The organism is Streptomyces sp. CB01635 (genome assembly GCF_002803065.1).
In the GTDB taxonomy this organism is placed as follows: Bacteria; Actinomycetota; Actinomycetes; order Streptomycetales; family Streptomycetaceae; genus Streptomyces.
Genome location: NZ_NNBL01000001.1, coordinates 154956 through 173813, shown reverse-complemented (window position 1 = coordinate 173813; position 18858 = coordinate 154956). Strand labels below are relative to the sequence as shown.

17 protein-coding genes and 1 pseudogene are annotated in these 18858 nt (G+C 71.0%); 5 read left to right on the top strand and 13 right to left on the bottom strand.

Annotation, left to right across the window (positions count from 1 at the left end):
• Nucleotides 1-23 precede the first annotated feature (23 nt).
• The 3 genes from CG723_RS00725 to CG723_RS00710 all read right to left on the bottom strand — a co-directional run bounded on the left by CG723_RS00725 (nucleotide 24) and on the right by CG723_RS00710 (nucleotide 3620).
• Entirely contained in the window at nucleotides 24-2714 is a 2691-nt protein-coding gene (locus CG723_RS00725; protein ID WP_100591184.1) for a helix-turn-helix transcriptional regulator, read from the bottom strand.
• 379 nt (nucleotides 2715-3093) lie between these two features.
• Nucleotides 3094-3324: a hypothetical protein gene (locus CG723_RS00715; RefSeq protein ID WP_442802505.1), complete on the bottom strand. Its 231-nt coding sequence runs from the start codon at nucleotides 3322-3324 to the stop codon at nucleotides 3094-3096.
• A complete protein-coding gene (locus tag CG723_RS00710; protein WP_234374068.1) occupies nucleotides 3321-3620 on the bottom strand; it encodes a hypothetical protein in 300 nt (99 codons plus the stop codon). The genes CG723_RS00715 and CG723_RS00710 overlap by 4 nt, the downstream gene beginning before the upstream one ends.
• A gap of 225 nt (nucleotides 3621-3845) precedes the next feature.
• Here CG723_RS00710 and CG723_RS00705 point away from each other — a divergent pair, with 225 nt between their 5' ends.
• Together CG723_RS00705 and CG723_RS00700 are read left to right on the top strand one after the other, a co-directional pair.
• Complete coding sequence (locus CG723_RS00705; protein WP_100591752.1) at nucleotides 3846-4688, top strand: helix-turn-helix domain-containing protein; 843 nt, start codon at nucleotides 3846-3848, stop codon at nucleotides 4686-4688.
• Nucleotides 4670-4879 (top strand): DUF397 domain-containing protein, encoded by a 210-nt coding sequence (locus CG723_RS00700; protein WP_100591182.1) that lies wholly within the window; start codon nucleotides 4670-4672, stop codon nucleotides 4877-4879. Before CG723_RS00705 ends, CG723_RS00700 begins: the two co-directional genes overlap by 19 nt.
• 67 nt (nucleotides 4880-4946) lie before the next feature.
• On the opposite strand, the gene CG723_RS00695 is transcribed toward CG723_RS00700, so the two are convergent.
• The 4 genes from CG723_RS00695 to CG723_RS00680 all read right to left on the bottom strand — a co-directional run bounded on the left by CG723_RS00695 (nucleotide 4947) and on the right by CG723_RS00680 (nucleotide 9677).
• Nucleotides 4947-6278 carry a class I SAM-dependent RNA methyltransferase gene (locus tag CG723_RS00695; RefSeq protein ID WP_100591181.1) on the bottom strand — a complete coding sequence of 444 codons (1332 nt, stop codon included), beginning with the start codon at nucleotides 6276-6278 and terminating at the stop codon, nucleotides 4947-4949.
• Nucleotides 6279-6390: 112 nt separating this feature from the next.
• The gene (locus tag CG723_RS00690) at nucleotides 6391-8439 is read right to left on the bottom strand and encodes an APC family permease (protein ID WP_100591180.1); all 2049 of its coding nucleotides are present in this window, start codon (nucleotides 8437-8439) and stop codon (nucleotides 6391-6393) included.
• Nucleotides 8440-8550: 111 nt separating this feature from the next.
• Nucleotides 8551-9060 (bottom strand): transglycosylase SLT domain-containing protein, encoded by a 510-nt coding sequence (locus CG723_RS00685; RefSeq protein ID WP_442802504.1) that lies wholly within the window; start codon nucleotides 9058-9060, stop codon nucleotides 8551-8553.
• A gap of 245 nt (nucleotides 9061-9305) precedes the next feature.
• Nucleotides 9306-9677, bottom strand: a complete 372-nt coding sequence (locus CG723_RS00680; protein WP_234374118.1) for an ArsR/SmtB family transcription factor — start codon at nucleotides 9675-9677, stop codon at nucleotides 9306-9308.
• A gap of 179 nt (nucleotides 9678-9856) precedes the next feature.
• On the opposite strand from CG723_RS00680, the pseudogene CG723_RS00675 reads away from it, so the two are divergent.
• From CG723_RS00675 to CG723_RS00665, 3 genes and pseudogenes are all read left to right on the top strand, one after another.
• A pseudogene (locus CG723_RS00675) lies at nucleotides 9857-10578 on the top strand (acyltransferase family protein); the annotation flags it as partial.
• Between the two features lie 168 nt (nucleotides 10579-10746).
• A complete protein-coding gene (locus CG723_RS00670) occupies nucleotides 10747-11418 on the top strand; it encodes a potassium channel family protein (RefSeq protein WP_100591177.1) in 672 nt (223 codons plus the stop codon).
• On the top strand, nucleotides 11418-12095 hold the full coding sequence (locus tag CG723_RS00665) for a potassium channel family protein (protein ID WP_100591176.1): 678 nt from the start codon (nucleotides 11418-11420) through the stop codon (nucleotides 12093-12095). Before CG723_RS00670 ends, CG723_RS00665 begins: the two co-directional genes overlap by 1 nt.
• Before the next feature lie 144 nt (nucleotides 12096-12239).
• On the opposite strand, the gene CG723_RS00660 is transcribed toward CG723_RS00665, so the two are convergent.
• The 6 genes from CG723_RS00660 to CG723_RS00635 all read right to left on the bottom strand — a co-directional run bounded on the left by CG723_RS00660 (nucleotide 12240) and on the right by CG723_RS00635 (nucleotide 18858).
• Nucleotides 12240-12980, bottom strand: a complete 741-nt coding sequence (locus CG723_RS00660) for a DUF3159 domain-containing protein (protein WP_100591175.1) — start codon at nucleotides 12978-12980, stop codon at nucleotides 12240-12242.
• Between the two features lie 3 nt (nucleotides 12981-12983).
• Nucleotides 12984-13394, bottom strand: a complete 411-nt coding sequence (locus tag CG723_RS00655; protein ID WP_100591174.1) for an OB-fold nucleic acid binding domain-containing protein — start codon at nucleotides 13392-13394, stop codon at nucleotides 12984-12986.
• Nucleotides 13395-13435: 41 nt separating this feature from the next.
• Nucleotides 13436-14119: a response regulator gene (locus tag CG723_RS00650; RefSeq protein ID WP_100591173.1), complete on the bottom strand. Its 684-nt coding sequence runs from the start codon at nucleotides 14117-14119 to the stop codon at nucleotides 13436-13438.
• Entirely contained in the window at nucleotides 14116-16671 is a 2556-nt protein-coding gene (locus tag CG723_RS00645) for a sensor histidine kinase (RefSeq protein WP_100591172.1), read from the bottom strand. The genes CG723_RS00650 and CG723_RS00645 overlap by 4 nt, the downstream gene beginning before the upstream one ends.
• A 143-nt stretch (nucleotides 16672-16814) precedes the next feature.
• Nucleotides 16815-17558 carry an ABC transporter ATP-binding protein gene (locus tag CG723_RS00640; protein WP_100591171.1) on the bottom strand — a complete coding sequence of 248 codons (744 nt, stop codon included), beginning with the start codon at nucleotides 17556-17558 and terminating at the stop codon, nucleotides 16815-16817.
• Between the two features lie 73 nt (nucleotides 17559-17631).
• Nucleotides 17632-18858 (bottom strand): alginate lyase family protein, encoded by a 1227-nt coding sequence (locus tag CG723_RS00635; protein WP_100591170.1) that lies wholly within the window; start codon nucleotides 18856-18858, stop codon nucleotides 17632-17634.

Sequence of the window (18858 nt, the reverse complement as noted above, 5' to 3'; positions counted from 1 at the left end):
CCGGTCCGAGTTCGCGCGCGGCTTCACACCAGTCCGAGTTCGCGCGCGCGGCGCACCGCCTCGTTGCGCCGGTTCACCGCCAGCTTCCGGTAGACGCTCTTGAGGTGGGTCTTCACCGTGTTCACCGACACGTAGAGGTCGGCGGCGATCTCCTCGGTCGACATCATCCGGGCCAGCCGCTCCAGCACGTCCCGCTCCCGTCCGCTCAGCTCCTCCGCGACGAGCGCAGCGGGCCGGGCGTCGACCGGGGCCGGTTCACCAGGACGCGACGGAGCGGGCGTCAGCCAGTCCGCGGCCAGCTCCTGGTGCGGCGCGGCGGACAGCAGCGGCCGGATCCACGGCCGCGCATCGAGGAAGGGTCTGCGAAGCCGCTCGCGCCGGGCGCTGAGGAGTGCCTGCGCGACGAGCCTGTGTGCTGTGGCGTCGTCTCCCGCCCCCTGCGCGGCCTGTGCCCTGACCAGCGCTGCCCGAACGGTCACCGCCGGCCCGGTCCGGCCCCCGGTGTCGATGCTGTCGAGCAGACCGACGGCCTCTTCCGGGCGACCTGCGGCGAGCAGCATCCGCGCGGCTTCCACAGCGCAGGCCGGCTGGTCGCCGGAGACATCCTGGAGCACCTCGGCGGCCATCCGAGGCCGTCCTTCGGCCATGTGCGCGGCCGAGGCGACCAGCGCCTCCTGGCCCGCCGCCCAGGGCGAGGCCACAAGGACGCGGATGCCTGGGTCCGCCGCCTCGACGGCGGCCCGAGCGTGGCCCTGGACCAACAGGAGACGCGCCTTGGTGATGGCCCGGACCGCGGCGATCACCGGATCGTGCGTCGCGGAGGGGAGTTGGGCCGTCTCGTCGAGAAGGGTCTGCGCCCGGCTCAGCTCGTCGCGGTCCACGGCCACGGCGGCCAGCACCAGCAACCCGACGCCCGTGCCGGCACCGGAGACGTCCGGCTCGGGCAGACGGAACCTCTCCGCCTCGGAGGCACCCGCGAGCGCCTTGCGCTCCGCCCTGCCGATCCAGCCGTTCAGGTAGTCGATCAGTGCCAGGTGCCCCAGCGACTCCTCACGGGGCAGCACGGTGGACGCCTCGCCCTGGGTGCCCGCCACTGTGGTCAGGGCGGCACGCGCGTCCTCGAAGCGCCCGGCCCACAGGCGGGTGGAGCCGAGATGGGTCATGAGGAGGGCATGGAGTTCGGGATGCCTGTCCAGGAGATGCTCCGGGACCTCCCGCCGGAGCCGGGCGGCCGCCTGAGCGGCCGCCTCGGCCTGCTCGGGAGAACCGGTCAGCCGGGCGGCCAGCGTCTCCAGCAGCGTACAGCTCAGCTGCGCGGCCGCCCCGGCGTGCGGGTCGGCGGCAAGCCGCTCCTCGGCGCGGCGCAGATGCGAGAGACCGCGCTCGACGTTGCACCGGGACAGGTCACGGGCCGCCCGGACGAGCTCCGGCGCGGAGCCGGTGGCCTCGGGGTCCATCCCGGAGAACAACTGGTCGAGGTCGGCCGAGCGCAGACCGGTGAAGAGCTGTCCGATCGCCAGGTCGTCGACAAGGGCGCCGGCGGTGAAACCCCAGTCGCCCGATGCGGCGCCGTGAGCGAGTGTCTCCGGGAGGGATCCGGAACGGCGCAGCCACAGCGCGGCCCGTCGGTGGAGCTCGGGCTCAAGCCCCGGCAGGCGGACCCGCAGGTGGGCCCGGAGTATCTCCCCGAACAGCGGGTGGAGCCGGTACCACGAGTGCCCGAGGTCCTCGACGAACGCGTTCGCTCGGTGCAGCTCGACGAGCAGGGGCTCGGCGTCGGTCCGCCCGGTCAGCGCGTTCGCCAGATCAGGACTGAAACGCTGGAGCACGCTGACGCGCAACAGGAGATCCTGTGTCTCCTCCGGCTGCCGCTTGAGCACCTCGGCCAGCAGGAAGTCCGCGACCGCGCTCCGGTCCGCCTCGAACTCCTTCAGATAGAGCTCCGGGGCCGCGCTCTCCCGCGCGGCCAGGGCGCAGAGACACAGGCCGGCAGCCCAGCCCCGGGTGCGGTCCACCAGGCCGCGCGCGGCGTCGACCGGCAGGCGCAGACCGTGCAGTTCCAGCAGCGAGACGGCTTCCTCGGGAGTGAAGGCCAGCTCGGCGCCGCGCAGCTCCGTCAGCTCGCCGGCCGCCCGGTAACGGTGCAACGGCAGCAGGGGTTCGGTGCGGGTGACGAGGACCAGGCGCATGCCCTGCCCGGCGTGGTGCAGGACGAATTCCAGCTGCTCCGCGACCTCGGGGGTGGTCACGCGGTCGAACTCGTCGATCACGACGGTCACCGGCTGGTCGCGTGCGTCCAGATCGGCGGCGAGCGCCGCCAGTAGCTTGCGGTCCACGCGGGCCGCCTCCATCGGGACCCCGACCGCGCCGGAGACCGGCGCACCGCACGCGCGCAGAGCCTCCAGCACGTACGCCCAGAACACACCGGGCTGCCGGTCCTCGTCCTCAGCGGTGAGCCAGGCGACCGGCCGTGGCAGGCCGGCGGCCCAGTCGGCGGCCAGCAGGGTCTTGCCCGCGCCCGCCGCTCCGTTGATCAGGGTCAGCCGGGTCCGAAGAGCCTTGTCGAGGTGCCGGTCGAGCCGCTGCCGCCGCAGGTAGACGGCGGGTCGCGTCGGCAGGGCGACCCGCGTGCGAAGAAACGAGTCCCCCAGAGGATCAACGCCCGGAACACTCTGACCGGCCGCTCCAGCAGCATCCTCGTGGATCTCCGCCACAGCGCTCACCACCGCTGCCTTTCAGGGGCCGAGTCATGGGCCCGCCCACCCACAGGATCCCAGCCTTTCCGGCCGTGCGCGCGGGGGCGGAATTCTCGCCGGGGAATGCAGGGCGTGCCGGCACCCGCACACCAACGGTCACCGCACTCTCAAGAAGGCCGACAGGAATCGCTCGCCCGCACGGGCCACCGACGGCAAGGAAATGCCCCCAGGCAGCACGAAGAAGACTCCTGCGGGTGGGGGCATGCCCCCGGTTTCCACGCGCGGGCGGATCAGGAAGCCCGCCGGGCCGCCGAGAGCGTTCTCGTCATCCTGGGTCAGCACGGGGAGCACGAGGAGGGCGTCGGCGGGACTCCGCGCTCGGCGAACTGCCGCCCCGTCAGATGCCGTGCCGACTACGGGCGTTCGCCTCGGCCACCAGGGCGCGCAGCAACTCGTCCTGGGTCAGGAGCCGGAGGTCGTCGGTCTCGGCGTCCCATTCGCGGCCACCGGCCAGCGGACGGATCTGGACGTACGGCCCTTCATGACCCATGACCCGCCCGAACCGGTCCCGCACGGTGTCGTGGACGGCGTCTCCCACCTCCAGGAACGGGACCGGCTCCGGCGTCACGAACCGACCCCCTTGGCGATCACAGCCGCCAACTGCAGCGCCACGGGCGCCGAGCAGACCCCGAGGTGGACGAGCGCGTAGCGGCTCTCGCCCTCTCCGTCGCCCGCCCACGGTGTGCGGACGTCCATGGCGGGGAGCTGAACTCCCGCCCGGCTGAGAGCGCCGGCCAGGGCGTCGCGGGCGTCGAGCGCTTCCTGGACCTTGGGCGTACGGGGTTTCGAAGGACCCGTGACGATGGCGGTGTGGCCGGTGGCGGGGGTGATCGAGTGGTGCGGGGGCCGCTGCGTGGGGGGCATATGTGTCCTCGTCCTTCGCCGGTCGGGCTGTCGGATTCGTCGGTCCGACTGATTCCATGACCCCGGCAAGCTGCGTGAATTACGCTGCGTAGTCCGGGTGTTACGAGGATGCGCCCGGATGTGACCGATCACGCCGTGGACGTGCGGTGCTTCCCCGCCGTACGGCGCTGGTTCCACACCTTCCACACCGACCACGAGCCGGCGGCTCGGAGGGGAGTCGGCCGTATGCCGCAGCGACGGGTCGTCACCGGCCGCAGCCAGGAGCCGCGTCAGAGGTTCGCCGAGGAGCTGCGGACCCTGCGGGCCGGGAGCGGGACGAGTCTGCGGCAGCTCGGCGAGCGGCTGGGCTGGGACTACTCCCTGTTCGGCAAGATGGAGAAGGGCGAGACGCTCGGCAGCCCCGAGGTCGTCCAGGCCCTGGACCAGCACTACGGGACGCCGGGGCTGTTACTGGCGCTGTGGGAGCTCGCCGCCGGGGACCATACGCAGTTCCGCGAGCGGTACCGGCGGTACATGGCGCTGGAGGCCGAGGCGGTGAGCTTGTGGCACTTCGCGGTGAGCGTGCTGCCGGGGTTGTTGCAGACGCCGGGGTATGCGCGCGAGGTGCTGGCGGCGGGCGGGCTCCGGGGGAAGGAGCTGGAGCAGCAGGTCGAGGCACGGATGGGGCGGCGGGAGTTGCTGGAAGGAGAGGACGCGCCGCCGTTCCGGACGATCCTGTCGGAGGCGGTGCTGCGGACGCCGTTGCGGGAAGTGGCGCAGTGGCGGCGGCAGTTGGAGTACGTCGCGGAGGTGGCGGAGAGGCCGACTGTGACGATGCAGGTGCTTCCCCTGAGCGCCGGGATGCATGGCCTGGACAGCACCGCACTGATGTTCCTGCGGCTCCCCGGCGGGCTTACGGTGGCATATACGGAGAACGCACACCGTGGCGAACTCATCGAAGCGCACTCGCCGGTTGAGCGGCTACAGCGTGCGTACGATGCGATGCGCGACTTGGCGCTGTCCCCAGCCGAGTCGCGGAATTTCGTCCTGGCCACCTTGGAGGAAGTACCGTGCGAGGCGTCGACCTGAGTGCCGTTAGCTGGCGTAAGAGTTCCTACAGCAACTCGGATGGTGGCGAGTGCGTCGAGGTCTCCGACGACTTCGCGATCATCGTCCCGGTTCGGGACAGCAAGGTTTCGCACGGGCCGGTTCTCATGTTCCCGGCCGCCGGCTGGTCCTCCTTCGTCTCAGCGGTCAAGGGCGGACAGCTGAGCGCCTGAACGAGCAAGCCGACGGCCCCGCGACGATTCGCCTCGCGGGGCCGCCTCACACTCGTGAAACCTCAGGTCAGGCGTCCTTCTTCACCGGCTCAAGCACCGCCACGCACTCCACGTGATGCGTCATCGGGAACAGATCGAACGCCCGAAGCATCCGCACCTTGTACCCACCGTCCCGGAAGTACGCCAGGTCGCGGGCCAGCGCCGCCGGGTCACACGCCACATAGGCAATCCGGCGCGCACCGAGCGACGCCAGGTGCTCCACCGTCTTCTTGCCCGCGCCCGCGCGGGGCGGGTCCAGGACGATCAGGTCTACCTCGGTGATGCCCGTGCGCGGAAGGACCGTTTCGACCTTGCCCTGCTCGATGCGGACGCGGTCGAACGCGGCCAGGTTGTGGCGGGCGTCCTCGACCGCGCGCTTGCCCGACTCGATGCCGAGCACCGCGCCCTCGTCGCCGATGCGGTCCGCGATCGCGCCGGCGAAGAGGCCGACGCCGCAGTACAGGTCGAGCGCCATCTCGCCCTTGCGGGGCAGCAGGCCCTGCATGACCGCCTTGACCAGCGTGTCCGCCGCCTGCGGATGCACCTGCCAGAAGCCGCCGCTGCCGACGCGGTGCGTGCGGCCGTCGGCGCGCTCGCGTACGAAACCGCGGCCGTGGACGCGGTGGATGCCGCCGTCCTTCTCGTCGACGCGCAGCACGGAGACCGGCTTGTCGAGTTCGACCAGGGGCAGGCGCGCGCCGGGGCGCGGGGTCAGGATGACCTGGCGGTCCTGGGAGCCCGTCGCCGCGATCGCCTCGATGGACTCCATGCCCGTCCAGTCGCGCTTCTCGATGCCGAGCTCGGAGACGCCCGGCGCCGCGATCATGCAGTGCTCGACCGGCTCGACCTCGTGCGAGCGGTGGCGGCGCAGGCCCGCCTTCCCGGTGTCAGGGTCGACCGCGTACTGCACGCGGGTGCGCCACTGCGGGACCTCGCCCGCCGGGAGCTTGTCGCCCTCGGCCGGCATGACCGTGCCGTCCCAGCCGGCCTCCTCGGGCGTGAGGCCCGCGAGGCGCTGGAGCTGCTCGGCGATGACCTCGCCCTTGAGGCGGCGCTGCGCGCCCGGCTTGGCGTGCTGCCAGTCGCAGCCGCCGCAGCGGCCGGGGCCGGCGTACGGGCAGGGCGCCTCGACGCGGTCCTTGGACGCCTCGATGACGGTGACCGCGTCGGCGCGCAGGAAGCGGGCGCCTTCCTCGCCGTCCGTGACGCGGGCCACGACCTTCTCGCCGGGCAGCGCGTGCCGGACGAACAGGACCTGGCCCTCGTCCGTGCGGGCGATGCAGTGGCCTCCGTGGGCGACGGGGCCGATCTCGACCTCGTACTCCTCCCCGACCAGAGACTTCTTCGGTTCTGCCTGCATGGCGGGGGACTCCACAACGTAAGAAAGCAAGGGACACGGCGAACGGCCGGACAACAGCCCACCAGTCTACGTGGGTGTTGTCCGGCCGCTCGCCACACGACAGCCGAGGGGGTCAGCCCTTGTTCGAGGGCTCCTTGGGGCGCTTCTCGACGGGGCCGCGGCGCACGGCGCCCGGCGCGTTCCACTCCGAGCGCCTGCGAGCCCGCTTCTTGGCGACCTCGGAGGACTCCAGCTGGTAGGGCACGGAGGTGACCATGATGCCGGGGGTGAACAGGAGGCGGCCCTTGAGGCGCAGGGCGGACTGGTTGTGGAGCAGGTGCTCGTACCAGTGGCCGACCACGTACTCGGGGATGATCACGCTGACCGCGTCGCGCGGGGAGTCGCGGCGCAGGCTCTTCACGTATTCGATGATCGGGCGCGTGATCTCGCGGTACGGCGAGTCGAGGACCTTGAGCGGTACGTCGATGCCGCGCCGCTCCCACTCCTCGCGCAGGGCCTTCGTCTCGGCCGGGTCGACGTTCACGCTGAGCGCCTCGAGGGTGTCGCTGCGCATGAGCTTGGCGTAGGCGAGGGCACGCAGCGTCGGGCGGTGGATCTTGGAGACGAGGACGATCGAGTGGACGCGGGACGGCCGGACGCTGTCGTCGGTCGGCGTCTCGGGGGCCTGGATCTCCTCGGCCACGCGGTCGTAGTGCTTACGGATCGCCGTCATCGTCGCGTAGAAGATGCACATGCCGAGGAGGGCGACCCAGGCGCCGTGCGTGAACTTCGTGACGAGGACCACGACGAGCACGAGGCCGGTGAAGAACGCGCCGAAGGTGTTGATGGCCCGCGAGCGGACCATGTGGCGGCGCTTGGCCGGGTCCTTCTCGGTGCGCAGGTGGCGGTTCCAGTGCCGGACCATGCCGGTCTGGCTCAGCGTGAACGAGACGAACACGCCGACGATGTACAGCTGGATGAGGCGCGTCGAGTCGGCGCCGTAGATCACGACGAGGAGCGCCGCCGCGCCCGCGAGGAGCACGATGCCGTTCGAGAACGCGAGGCGGTCACCGCGGGTGTGCAGCTGGCGCGGCAGATAGCGGTCCTGGGCGAGGATCGAGCCGAGGAGCGGGAAGCCGTTGTACGCGGTGTTGGCCGCGAGGAAGAGGACCAGCGCGGTGGCCGCGGCCAGGATGATGAAGAGGAAGCTGCCCTTGCCGAAGACGGCCTCGGCGACCTGGGAGATCACCGGGTTCTGGACGTAGCTCCCGCCGACCGCGACGCCGTTGTGGATCAGGTCGGTCGCCGGGTTCTCGGCCATGCGGACCTTGGTCGACATGGCCAGGGCGATGATGCCGCAGAACATGGTGACGGCCAGCAGGCCCATCGCCGCGAGCGTGGTCGCCGCGTTCTTCGACTTCGGCTTGCGGAACGCCGGTACGCCGTTGCTGATCGCCTCGACGCCGGTGAGCGCGGCACAGCCGGAGGAGAACGCGCGCAGCAGCAGGAAGACGAGGGCGAAGCCCGCGAGGCCCTGGTGCTCGGCCTTGATGTGGAAGTCGGCGGTGGGCGCCTTCATGGTGTCGTCGAGGACGAGCCCGCGGAACGCACCCCACGCGATCATGATGAAGACGCCGGCCACGAAGACGTAGGTCGGGATGGCGAAGAGCTTCCCGGACTCCTTCACGCCGCGCAGGTTCATCAGCGTGAGCAGGACGATGACCAGGACCGCGCACAGGACCTTGTGCTCGACGACGAACGGGATCGCCGAGCCGAGGTTCTCGATGCCGGAGGCGATCGACACGGCGACGGTGAGGACGTAGTCGACGAGGAGGGCGCTCGCGACGGTGAGGCCGGCCTTGGGGCCGAGGTTCGTGGTCGCGACCTCGTAGTCGCCGCCACCGCTCGGGTACGCGTGGACGTTCTGGCGGTAGGAGGCGACCACGGTGAACATCAGCACCACGACCGCGACCGCGATCCAGGGGCTGAAGTGGTACGCCGACACGCCCGCGATGGACAGGACCAGCAGCACCTCTCCCGGCGCATAGGCCACGGAGGACAGCGGGTCGGAGGCGAAAACGGGGAGGGCGATGCGCTTCGGCAGGAGCGTTTCTCCGAGCCGGTCGCTGCGCAGAGCGCGCCCGATCAAGATCCGTTTGGGCACGTCGGTCAGTTTGGACACGCAGAGGATCGTAAGCGTTCGAACGGGGAGCCGCCCACCCACCACCCCTCAAGTGCACCGGAACCTCACACCGGGCGCCTGACCGGGCAGTCCTGGCGAGGGCTTATGGCCTCAGTTGCCGCCGGTTCGGGAGGCGGATCGCCCCGCCTTGTCCCAGTTCGAACGCAGCCGGGCCAGATAGTCGGCGGCCTGGCTCCCGGGCTTCGCACCGCGCGCGAAGGCCTGCATGTTGCCCGCGCCGGTGTTGTAGCCGAGGGCCAGCAGCTCTTCCCTGTCGTACGGGCCCGCGGGGTGCGCGGGCAGTTGCCGTGCCAGGTCGTGGAGATACCAGGCAGCCGCGCGCACGGCGAGGTCCCGGTCGTCGGGCAGCTCCTCCCACCGGCGCCCCGCGAAGGGCCGGCCCCGCTTGGTCTCGTCGAACGCGGCGCGGTGCATATTGGCGATCCCGAAGGCGGCGCCCGGCTTGTAGCGCTGCCAGGCGCGCTCCAGGGCCGGGTCGTGCGGCTTGTACGACTCGTCGTAGAGGATCGCCATGAGGAGTTGCGGGCTCACGCCGGCCTCGGCGGCGCGGGAGCGGACCTGCGGGGCGTATGCCGCCGGGTCGTACTTGCCTGAGGGCACTGAGGGGGTGGCGGGGCTGCTGGGGCTGGGCTTCGGGGCGTGGCTCGGAGTGGGCGTTCGCGAGGGGTGGGCCGACACATCCGGCTTCCCAGGGGTTCCCGTGGTCGCCTTGGCCCCACCGGTCCCGTCAGCCCCCGTATCCCCCGACCGCCCGCACGCCCAAGCCGCAACCAGAACGAGCAGCACCGCGCCCCAGAGCCAGGGGTGGCGTCTGGCCTGCCCGCCGCGCTCCGTCATCGCACGGCCTAGGCCCCGGCCCCGCGGAGCCGGCGGGCCGGGGTCCGGTCGGCGCGTTCGGCGAGGCGGCCGATCAGCAGCCGCACCACGGCGACGATGTCCGGGTCGTCGACGAAGTAGACCTGACGGCGCCCCTCGCGCCGGGACCGGACGAGCCCGGCGAGCTTCAGTTTGGTGAGGTGCTGACTCACTGCCGGCAGCGCGCCGCCGACGCGTTCGGCGAGGCCTGTGACATCACTCTCACCCTGCGCGAGGGCCCACACGATGTGCAGTCGGGCCGAGGACGCGAGCAGCCCGAAAGCACCGGCCGCCTCCGCGATGACCTCGGCGGGCGGGTCGTCGAAGGCGGGCCGGTCACCGAAGTCGCGTACGCGCGTCACCACCGTCGTCGTCCTCTTCCACATCCGCTTCGGCTCACCGGGCCAAGGAGGACCCCAGTCTAGGTGGGCACTGTGACGCCCGTATCGCCGCTGTGGCCCGGGTTTACGCGGAAGAGGAGGGGGGTGGTTACGGTGCGGGAGATGCCCCGCAGCCGCCTCCCCGCGCAACGGCCGGTCACTTCGACGCGAGCCCGGGCCGCCTCAAGCGTCTGGTGACCGGGGTGGCGGTCCCGTACGTGATCTTCGAGGTCGCGTACACCTTCTTCAAGTGGTGGGCGAACGACGACCCGACGTACCCGATCAGCCTGCTCGACCCCTGGTACCCGACCTGGTTCCTCGTCGCGCTGTTCGTGTGGCGGCTCACCACTCCGCTGTGGAAGATCGTCCGCCGGCCGGTGCCGCTCGCGCTGGCCATCGCCGTACTCGCCTCCGTCTCCCCCGACATCGGCGACGGCCTCGACCTCCAGCGCGTCCTGCAGTTCCTCCCCTTCTTCGTACTCGGCCCCGTCCTCAAGCCGGAGCACTTCCAGCTCGTACGGCGTCGCGAGGCGCGGTTCCTTGCCGTCCCCGTCTTCACGGCCGCCCTGCTGTTCGCGTACTGGGCGGCCCCGCGCATGAACGCCGCCTGGTTCTACCGACGCGACAGCGCGCAGGAACTCGGCGCCCCCGCCTGGGCTTCGTCGCCAAGGGCTCCCGCTTCCGGGACTGGTACGACCTTCAGTGGCTGCACACCCCGCTCGGCGAGATCACCGTCACGCCGGCGGCAGCCGGCCTCATTACCAGCCTGTGCATCCCGCCCGTGCAGCGCCTGTTCCGCTTCGCGATGGAACCGGAGATGAAGTGGGCGTTCAGGCGGGACGCGGCCCGGATTGCGGGCAGGGGCAGCGCGCGGCGAAGCTGATCAAGCTTCCGGCTACGCGGATGCTGGCAACGGAGGCCATGCGGCTTAAGCTCTCTCCTGGCAACGCGGCACGCGATTGCCTCTAGTTGCCCGGCAGACTGAGAGAGAAGAGTGAGCGAGATGTTTTCGCAGGTCATCGGGGCGACCAGGAGTGCGGGGTAGCGGCCGGTGCACATCGTCATCATGGGGTGCGGCCGGGTGGGTTCCGCCCTGGCCCAGACCCTTGAGCAACAGGGGCACACGGTCGCGGTCATCGACCAGGACCCCACGGCCTTCCGCCGCCTGGGTTCCGGCTTCGGCGGCCGCCGCGTCACCGGGGTCGGCTTCGACCAGGACACCCTGCGCGAGGCGGGGATCGAGGAGGCCGGCGCGTTCGCCGCGGTCTCCAGCGGTGACAACTCGAACATCATCGCCGCCCGCGTGGCCCGCGAGATGTTCGGCATCGAGAACGTCGCGGCCCGTATCTACGACCCGCGTCGCGCCGAGGTCTACCAGCGCCTGGGCATCCCGACCGTCGCGACCGTGCGGTGGACCGCGGACCAGATGCTGCGCAGGCTCCTGCCGTCGGGCGCCGAGCCGCTGTGGCGCGACCCCACCGGGGGCGTCCAGCTCGCCGAGGTGCACGCCTCGGTGGCATGGGTGGGACACAAGATCAGCCGGCTCCAGGAGGAGACCGGCGTCCGGGTCGCGTTCGTCACCCGGCTCGGCGAGGCGATCCTGCCCACGTCGCAGACGGTGCTGCAGGAGGGCGACCTGGTGCACGTGATGATGCGCACCGACGACGTCGAGAAGGTCGAAGCGGCGTTCGCCGAGGGTCCTGAAGAGGAGGGCGGTCACTGATGAGGGTCGCCATTGCCGGAGCGGGCGCGGTGGGCCGTTCCATCGCCGGTGAGCTCCTGGAGAACGGGCACGAGGTCCTTCTCATCGACAAGGCGCCGACGGCCATCTCGGTCGAGCGCGTCCCGCAGGCGGAGTGGCTGCTCGCCGACGCCTGCGAGATCACGTCCCTGGACGAGGCGGCGCTCCAGCGCTGCAACGTGGTCATCGCGGCCACCGGCGACGACAAGGTCAACCTCGTCGTCTCGCTGCTCGCGAAGACCGAGTACGGGGTCCCGCGGGTCGTCGCCCGCGTGAACAACCCGAAGAACGAGTGGCTCTTCAACGAGTCGTGGGGCGTCGATGTCGCGGTCTCCACGCCGCGCCTGATGTCCGCGCTCGTCGAGGAGGCGGTGAGCGTGGGCGATCTGGTCCGCCTGCTGCGCTTCAGCCACGGCGACGCGAACCTGGTGGAGCTGACGCTGCCGCCCGAGTCGGCCCTCGCCGGCACGCGCGTGGGCGACGTCCAGTGGCCCGAGGACACGTCCCTGGTGACGATCATCCGCGGGACCCGCGTCCTGGCCCCGTCCCAGGACGACTCCCTGGAGGCGGGCGACGAGCTGCTGTTCGTGGCGGCCCAGGCCCGTGAGGAACAGCTCGAGGACCTGCTGTCGGTCCGCCGCGAGGACGTCGCGGGCTGACGGTTTTCCCGTAGGTACGCGAATGGGGGCCCGGAGTGTCACACTCCGGGCCCCCATCTCGCCTAGGGGCGTGGGGCTGCGACATGTGCGGCTCCGCCGCGTGGGCGCGACAAGCCCCCACCGGCCCGCGGACGCCGGCGAGCCTCACGCCTCCCGGCGATGACGCGCACCCGTCTCCGTGCCGGCGGCCTTCGCTTCCTTCTCGGCCTTCTCCTGCGCCTCCATCTCCGCGAACACGTCGATGGGAGCGGGCGCCTTCGCCAGGAAAACCCAGGTCAGCCAGACGGCGAGCAGGAACGGGGGGATCTTCAGGGCGATCAGGACCCAGCCGAACTTCGTGGTGTCGGCCCACCAGTACATCGGGAAGAGGATCGCGCACTTGGCGAGCAGGATCAGGCCCCAGGCCCAACTGGCCTTCGCGTAGGCCTTCTTGCGGCCGGGGTTGCGCGTGCGCCAGGAGAGGTTCTCCTTGAAGACCGGCCCGAGGATCAGGCCGATCAGCGGCACCCCGCACAGCGTGGTCACGATGTAGGCGACGGCCAGGCCCAGCGTGTAGAGCATGCCGGGCAGGTAGAAGTCCTTGGCGTTGCCCGTCATCATCGCGAAGACGACGCCGAAGGCCACGCCGAAGACGCCGCTGAAGGCGTGCTTGACGGTGCCCTTCATGACCAGGCGGACCACGACCAGGACCAGGGACACCGCGAGGGCCGCGATGGCCGACATGTGCAGGTCCTTGTTGATCGTGAAGATGGTCACGAAGAGGAGGCCGGGAACGACCGTCTCCACCATGCCCCGCACGCCGCCGAAGGCCTCGAAGAGGGCGGCCTCGGTCACCGCCTTCGAGTCGGCGTCCTGATCCGCGGTCGGCTTGTCGAGGGACGTCACCGGCTACTCCCGTCCGAGCGGTCTGAGTTCGTACTTCGGGTTGAAGAGCACCCTACGGCCCCGGCTCATCGAGACCCGTCCGGAAGCGATCAGCTTGCGGCCCGGTTCGATGCCGACGATGGACCGGCGGCCGAGCCATACGACGTCCAGAGCCGCGGAGCCGTCGAACAGCTCCGCCTCCAGGGCCGGGACTCCGGCGCGTGGTCGGAGGGTGACCGTGCGCAAGGTACCAGTAACGGTGACTATCTGCCGGTCCTGGCAGTCCCCGATGCGGGTACAGCCCGTGGTCTGCGAGTCCTCGCGCAGCTCCTCCGACTCCAGGTCCTCCTGGGAGGAGGACAGCCGGTCGAGCATGCGCCGGAAGCGGCCTGCCGGCTTCTCGGACGGCGTATCGGAACGAGGGACAGCACTCATAAATCAAGCCTACCGGGGGCCGGGGACAACGGATGAGCGGGTCAGCGCTCGAAGCGATACCCCATGCCGGGCTCGGTGATGAAGTGCCGCGGATGGGAGGGGTCGGACTCCAGTTTGCGGCGGAGCTGGGCCATGTAGACGCGCAGATAGTTCGTCTCGGTGCCGTAGGAGGGGCCCCAGACCTCCTGGAGGAGCTGCTTCTGGCTGACGAGGCGGCCCGTGTTGCGGACCAGGACCTCCAGGAGGTGCCATTCGGTGGGGGTCAGGCGCACGTCGCGGCCGTCGCGGTTGACCTTCTTCGCGGCCAGGTCGACGGTGAAGTCGTCGGTCTCGACGATGCCCTCGTCCTCGCCGCCGCCGGTGGGCTCGGCCCGGCGGACCGCGGCGCGCAGCCGGGCCAGGAGCTCGTCCATACCGAACGGCTTGGTGACGTAGTCGTCGGCGCCCGCGTCGAGCGCCTCGACCTTCTCGTCAGAGGAGTGCCGGGCGGACAGCACCAGGATCGGTACGCGGGTCCAGCCGCGCAGGCCCCTGATCACCTCGACGCCGTCCATGTCGGGCAGGCCCAGGTCGAGCACGACCACGTCGGGGTGGAACGCGGCGGCGAGCTGGAGCGCGCCCGCGCCGTCGGCCGCGGCCTCCACCTCGTACTTGCGCGCCTTCAGGTTGATGACGAGGGCGCGCACGATCTGCGGCTCGTCGTCGACCACGAGCACCCGGGTCATGCGTACCTGCCTCTCTGAGCAATGGCTGAGCTGGTGGGGCCGGCCGGCGGGTGGCCGGACGCGGCGGTGAGCGTGAGGACCATGGTCAGGCCCCCGCCGGGGGTGTCCTCCGCCGTGAGCGTGCCGTTCATCGCCTCGACGAAGCCGCGCGCGACGGCGAGGCCGAGGCCCACGCCGGCGCCGCGCGGTGCGTCACCGTAGCGCTGGAACGGGGCGAAGATCCGGTCCTTCGCGGTGTCGGGGACGCCCGGCCCGCGGTCCACGACGCGGACCTCTACGCGGTCGCCGAGCGTGCTGGCGGCGACGAGGACCGTCTCGTCCTCGGGGCTGTATTTGACGGCGTTCTCGACGATATTGGCGACGGCGCGCTCCAGGAGTCCCTTGTCCACGGTGACCATGGGCAGGCTCTCCGGAATGTCGAGGTCGACGCTGCCGTCGGGGACGCCCACCAGCGCCATCGGGACCACCTCATCGAGATCGATCTCGCGCATCAGCGGGGTGACGGTGCCGGTCTGGAGGCGGGACATGTCGAGGAGGTTGCCGACGAGGTGGTCGAGGCGGTCGGCGCCCTCCTCGATGCCGGCGAGGAGTTCCGCCTGGTCCTCCTCGGACCAGGCGACGTCGTCGGAGCGCAGCGAGGACACGGAGGCCTTGATGCCGGCGAGCGGGGTCCGCAGGTCGTGGCTGACGGCGGCGAGCAGGGCGGTGCGGATGCGGTTGCCCTCGGCGAGGGTGCGGGCCTGGTCCGCCTCGGACTGGAGGCGCTGGCGGTCGAGGACGACGGCGGCCTGGGCCGCGAAGGCCGCGAGGACGCGGCGGTCCTCGGCGGGCAGCACGCGGCCGGACAGGGCGAGCGCCATGTGGTCGCCGACCGGCATGTCGACGTCCGCGTCCTCGGGCCGTTCCTGAGGGTGCGGGCCGACGCTGGCGGCGCAGGTCCACGGCTCCACGTCGCCGGCGCGTTCGAGGAGGGCCACGGAGTCCATGGCGAAGGTCTCGCGGACCCGGTCGAGCAGTGCGTCGAGGCTGTCCTCGCCCCGCAGGACACTGCCGGCGAGGAAGGAGAGGATCTCGGACTCGGCCCGCAGCCTGGCGGCCTGGTGGGTGCGCCGTGCCGCCAGGTCGACGACGGAGGCGACCGACACCGCGACGCCTACGAAGATCACGATGGCGACGATGTTCTTGGGGTCGGCGACGGTGAACAGGTGCAGGGGCGGCGTGAAGTAGTAGTTCAGGAGGAGCGAGCCGACGGCGGCCGAGGCCAGGGCCGGCAGGAGGCCGCCGACGAGCGCGGCGGCCACTGTCACGGACAGGAACAGGAGCATGTCGTTGGCGAGGCCGAGATCGGTGGCGACATGGGTGAGCGCGAGGGCCAGCAGGGCGGGCCCGCCGACGCCGACGAGCCAGCCCCAGATGATCCGGGACCGGCCGAGCCGGGCGCCGCGTGCGACGGGCAGGCCGCGACCCTTGGCCACTTCCTCGTGCGTGACGATGTGCACGTCGAGGTCGGGGCCCGACTCGCGGGCGACGGTCATGCCGACGCCGGGTCCGAAGATGTACTGCCATGTCTTGCGGCGCGAGGAGCCGAGGACGATCTGGGTCGCGTTGACACCGCGCGCGAACTCGAGGAGCGCGGCCGGTATGTCGTCCCCTATGACGTGGTGGAAGGTGCCGCCCAGGTCCTCGACGAGGGTGCGCTGGAGCGTGAGTTCCTTGGGGGAGGCGGCGGTGAGGCCGTCGCTGCGGGCGATGTAGACGGCGAGGATCTCGCTGCCCGAGCCCTTGGCGGCCATCCGCGCCGCGCGCCTGACCAGCGTGCGGCCCTCGGGTCCGCCGGTCAGGCCGACGACGATGCGCTCGCGGGCCTGCCAGGTGGAGCGGATGTTGTGTTCGCCACGGTACTGCTGGAGGTATTCGTCGACGCGGTCGGCCACCCACAGGAGGGCCAGTTCGCGCAGGGCGGTGAGGTTGCCGGGGCGGAAGTAGTTGGAGAGGGAGGCGTCGATCCGGTCGGGCTTGTAGATGTTGCCGTGCGCCATGCGACGCCGCAGCGCCTGCGGCGACATGTCGACCAGTTCGATCTGGTCGGCGCGGCGCACGACCTCGTCGGGGACGGTCTCGCGCTGGCGGACGCCGGTGATCGACTCGACGACGTCGCCGAGTGACTCCAGGTGCTGGATGTTGACGGTGGACACGACGTCGATGCCGGCCGCGAGGAGTTCCTCGACGTCCTGCCAGCGCTTGGCGTTGCGCGAACCGGGCACGTTCGTGTGGGCGAGTTCGTCCACCAGGGCGACGTCGGGGTGCCGGGCCAGTACGGCGTCGACGTCCATCTCGGTGAAGACGGCGCCGCGGTAGGTGAGCTCCTTGCGCGAGATCTGTTCGAGGCCGTGGAGCATCACCTCCGTACGGGGCCTGCCGTGGTGCTCGACGAAGCCCACGGCGCAGTCCGTGCCCCGCTCGATACGGCGGTGGCCCTCGGAGAGCATCGCGTAGGTCTTGCCGACGCCCGGTGCCGCACCGAGGTAGATCCGAAGCTTGCCGCGTCCCATGGCCCCATTGTCTTCCCGCTGCACGTGTTGTACGCAGCGTCGACCCTACGGCCACCAATTGCGGCAAATGGGGCGAGGGAGCCCCGGACGTGCGTCTTTGACGCAACTCTGATGCGGGCCGCACCGCACCGGCGGCGTTTCGGTCAGCGCCCCTCCGCTGCGGTGATCTCCGTGATCTCGCCGTCGCGCAGTTCGAGCACCCGGTCGGCGAGGTCGAGCAGCGTCGCGTCGTGGGTGGCGACGAGGGCGGTGACGTGTTCGCTGCGGACGACGGCGCGCAGCAGCTCCATGACGGCGAGCCCGGTCTCGGCGTCGAGCTGGCCCGTGGGTTCGTCGGCGATGAGGAGGGCGGGCCGGTTGGCCAGCGCGCGGGCGATGGCGACGCGTTGCTGCTGGCCGCCGGAGAGTTCGCCGGGGCGCTGCCTGGCGTGGTCGGCGAGGCCGACGAGGGCGAGGAGCAGCTCGACGCGCTCCTCGCGTTCGCGGGGGTCGGCCTTGCGCAGCCGCATCGGCACCCCGACGTTCTCGGCGGCGGACAGGATCGGGATCAGGCCGAAGGACTGGAAGATGAAGCCGATGCGGTCCCTGCGCAGTTCCAGGAGCCCGTTCTCGCCGAGCCCGGAGAGGTCCTGGCCGTCGACGGTGACGCGGCCGCCGTCGGGTTCGTCGAGCCCTCCGACAAGGTTGAGGAGGGTCGTCTTGCCGGATCCCGAGCGGCCCTTGAGGGCGACGAGTTCACCGCGCGGCACCTCGAAGGACACGCCGCGCAGGGCGTGCACGGCCGCGGCCCCGGTGCCGTAGGAGCGGTGCAGGTCCTCGACGACGACCATGGGGCCGGCGCCGTCCTGGTCGAGGACGGCGGCCCCCGCTTCCGTGCTCTCGCTCATGTGCGCTCCCCCGTGCGTTCCCCGGCCGGGCGCCAGTATGGTCACGCGGCGCCCGGCCGGGCAATGGCCGGGATCAGTTGGGGTTCTCGGCGTGGGTCAGGGTCTCCCAGGCGACGAACAGGTTGTTGGAGCCCGCCGGCCGGTTCTGCTCGGTGAGCTTCTGGGTGTTCGTCATGGCGTTGCCGAGGCGGGTGTGCATCGCGTTGTAGCCGACCTCGGTGACGGGTCCGAGCCCGCGCGTGACGGACCCGCCGCACAGCCAGCTCGGCGGCGCCTCGCCCAGCTCGTACTTGGCCTGGAAGCCGAGGGCCTGCTGGAGGCGCTGCCCGACGTCGGTGCCGTACAGGTCCTGGCCCTGGATGCGGCTGGTCTCGGCGATGTGGGAGATGGCGGAGATGCCGTATCCGGTGTGCACGAAGTCGCGGCAGGTCTCCTGAGTGAGGCCGGTGACGAAGGTGGACTGCCCCTGCCAGTAGCTGACGATCTTGGCCTTGGTGTCGAGGTTCTGGCTCGGCACGGTCTTCGGCAGGTCGCCGTCGGAGGCGAGGTAGACGTAGGCGGCCGTGCGCGTACGGAACTTGGCCATGGCCTTGTCGTACGACGTCTTGTCCTCCAGGAAGACGGAGATGCCGACGGCAGCCTCCATCATCGACAGCTCCCAGTTGCCGTTGGAGTTCGAGCCGTTGATGACCTTGGGGAGGTAGACGTCGCGCAGCATCGTCCTGAAACGGCCCTCGTTCGCCCAGCCGCCGGTGTACGTGTACTTGATGATCTCGGCGGCCTTGGGCCAGGAGGAGCCGGCCCAGCCGGTCTGGAGGGGCGCGTTGCTGTTGGTGTGCTCCTTGATGGTGGCCGACCAGGCGTCCATCAGCTCGATGGCCTTCTTCGCGTAGCGGTCGTCGCGCGTGATGTACCAGGCCAGCGCGTCGGTGTACGCGGCTATCGCGTCCTCGCGCTCGTCGGTGCAGCCGTAGTTGGGGTTGGAGTACGAGCCGCACTCGACGGTGGCGCGGGGCTTGGCGGTGCGCGTGAGGGAGGCGTACTTGCTCGCCAGCATCTGGTCGTACGCGCCCTTCCAGGGCTGGGCGCCTGCGTTGACCTTGTCGCGGGCGAAGTCCAGCTGGCCCTTGGAGACGGTGACGCCCGGGTGGGCGAAGGTGGCGGGCGCGGCGTCGGCGCGGTCGGCGCCGGGCCAGGCGAGGAGGGTGGCGACGAGAGCGGCGGTGGTCGTCGCGAGGGTGGCGAGGAGGGCGGTGCGTCGTCTGCGCCGGTGGCGGGCGGGGGCCGGTGTGTTCGGCAT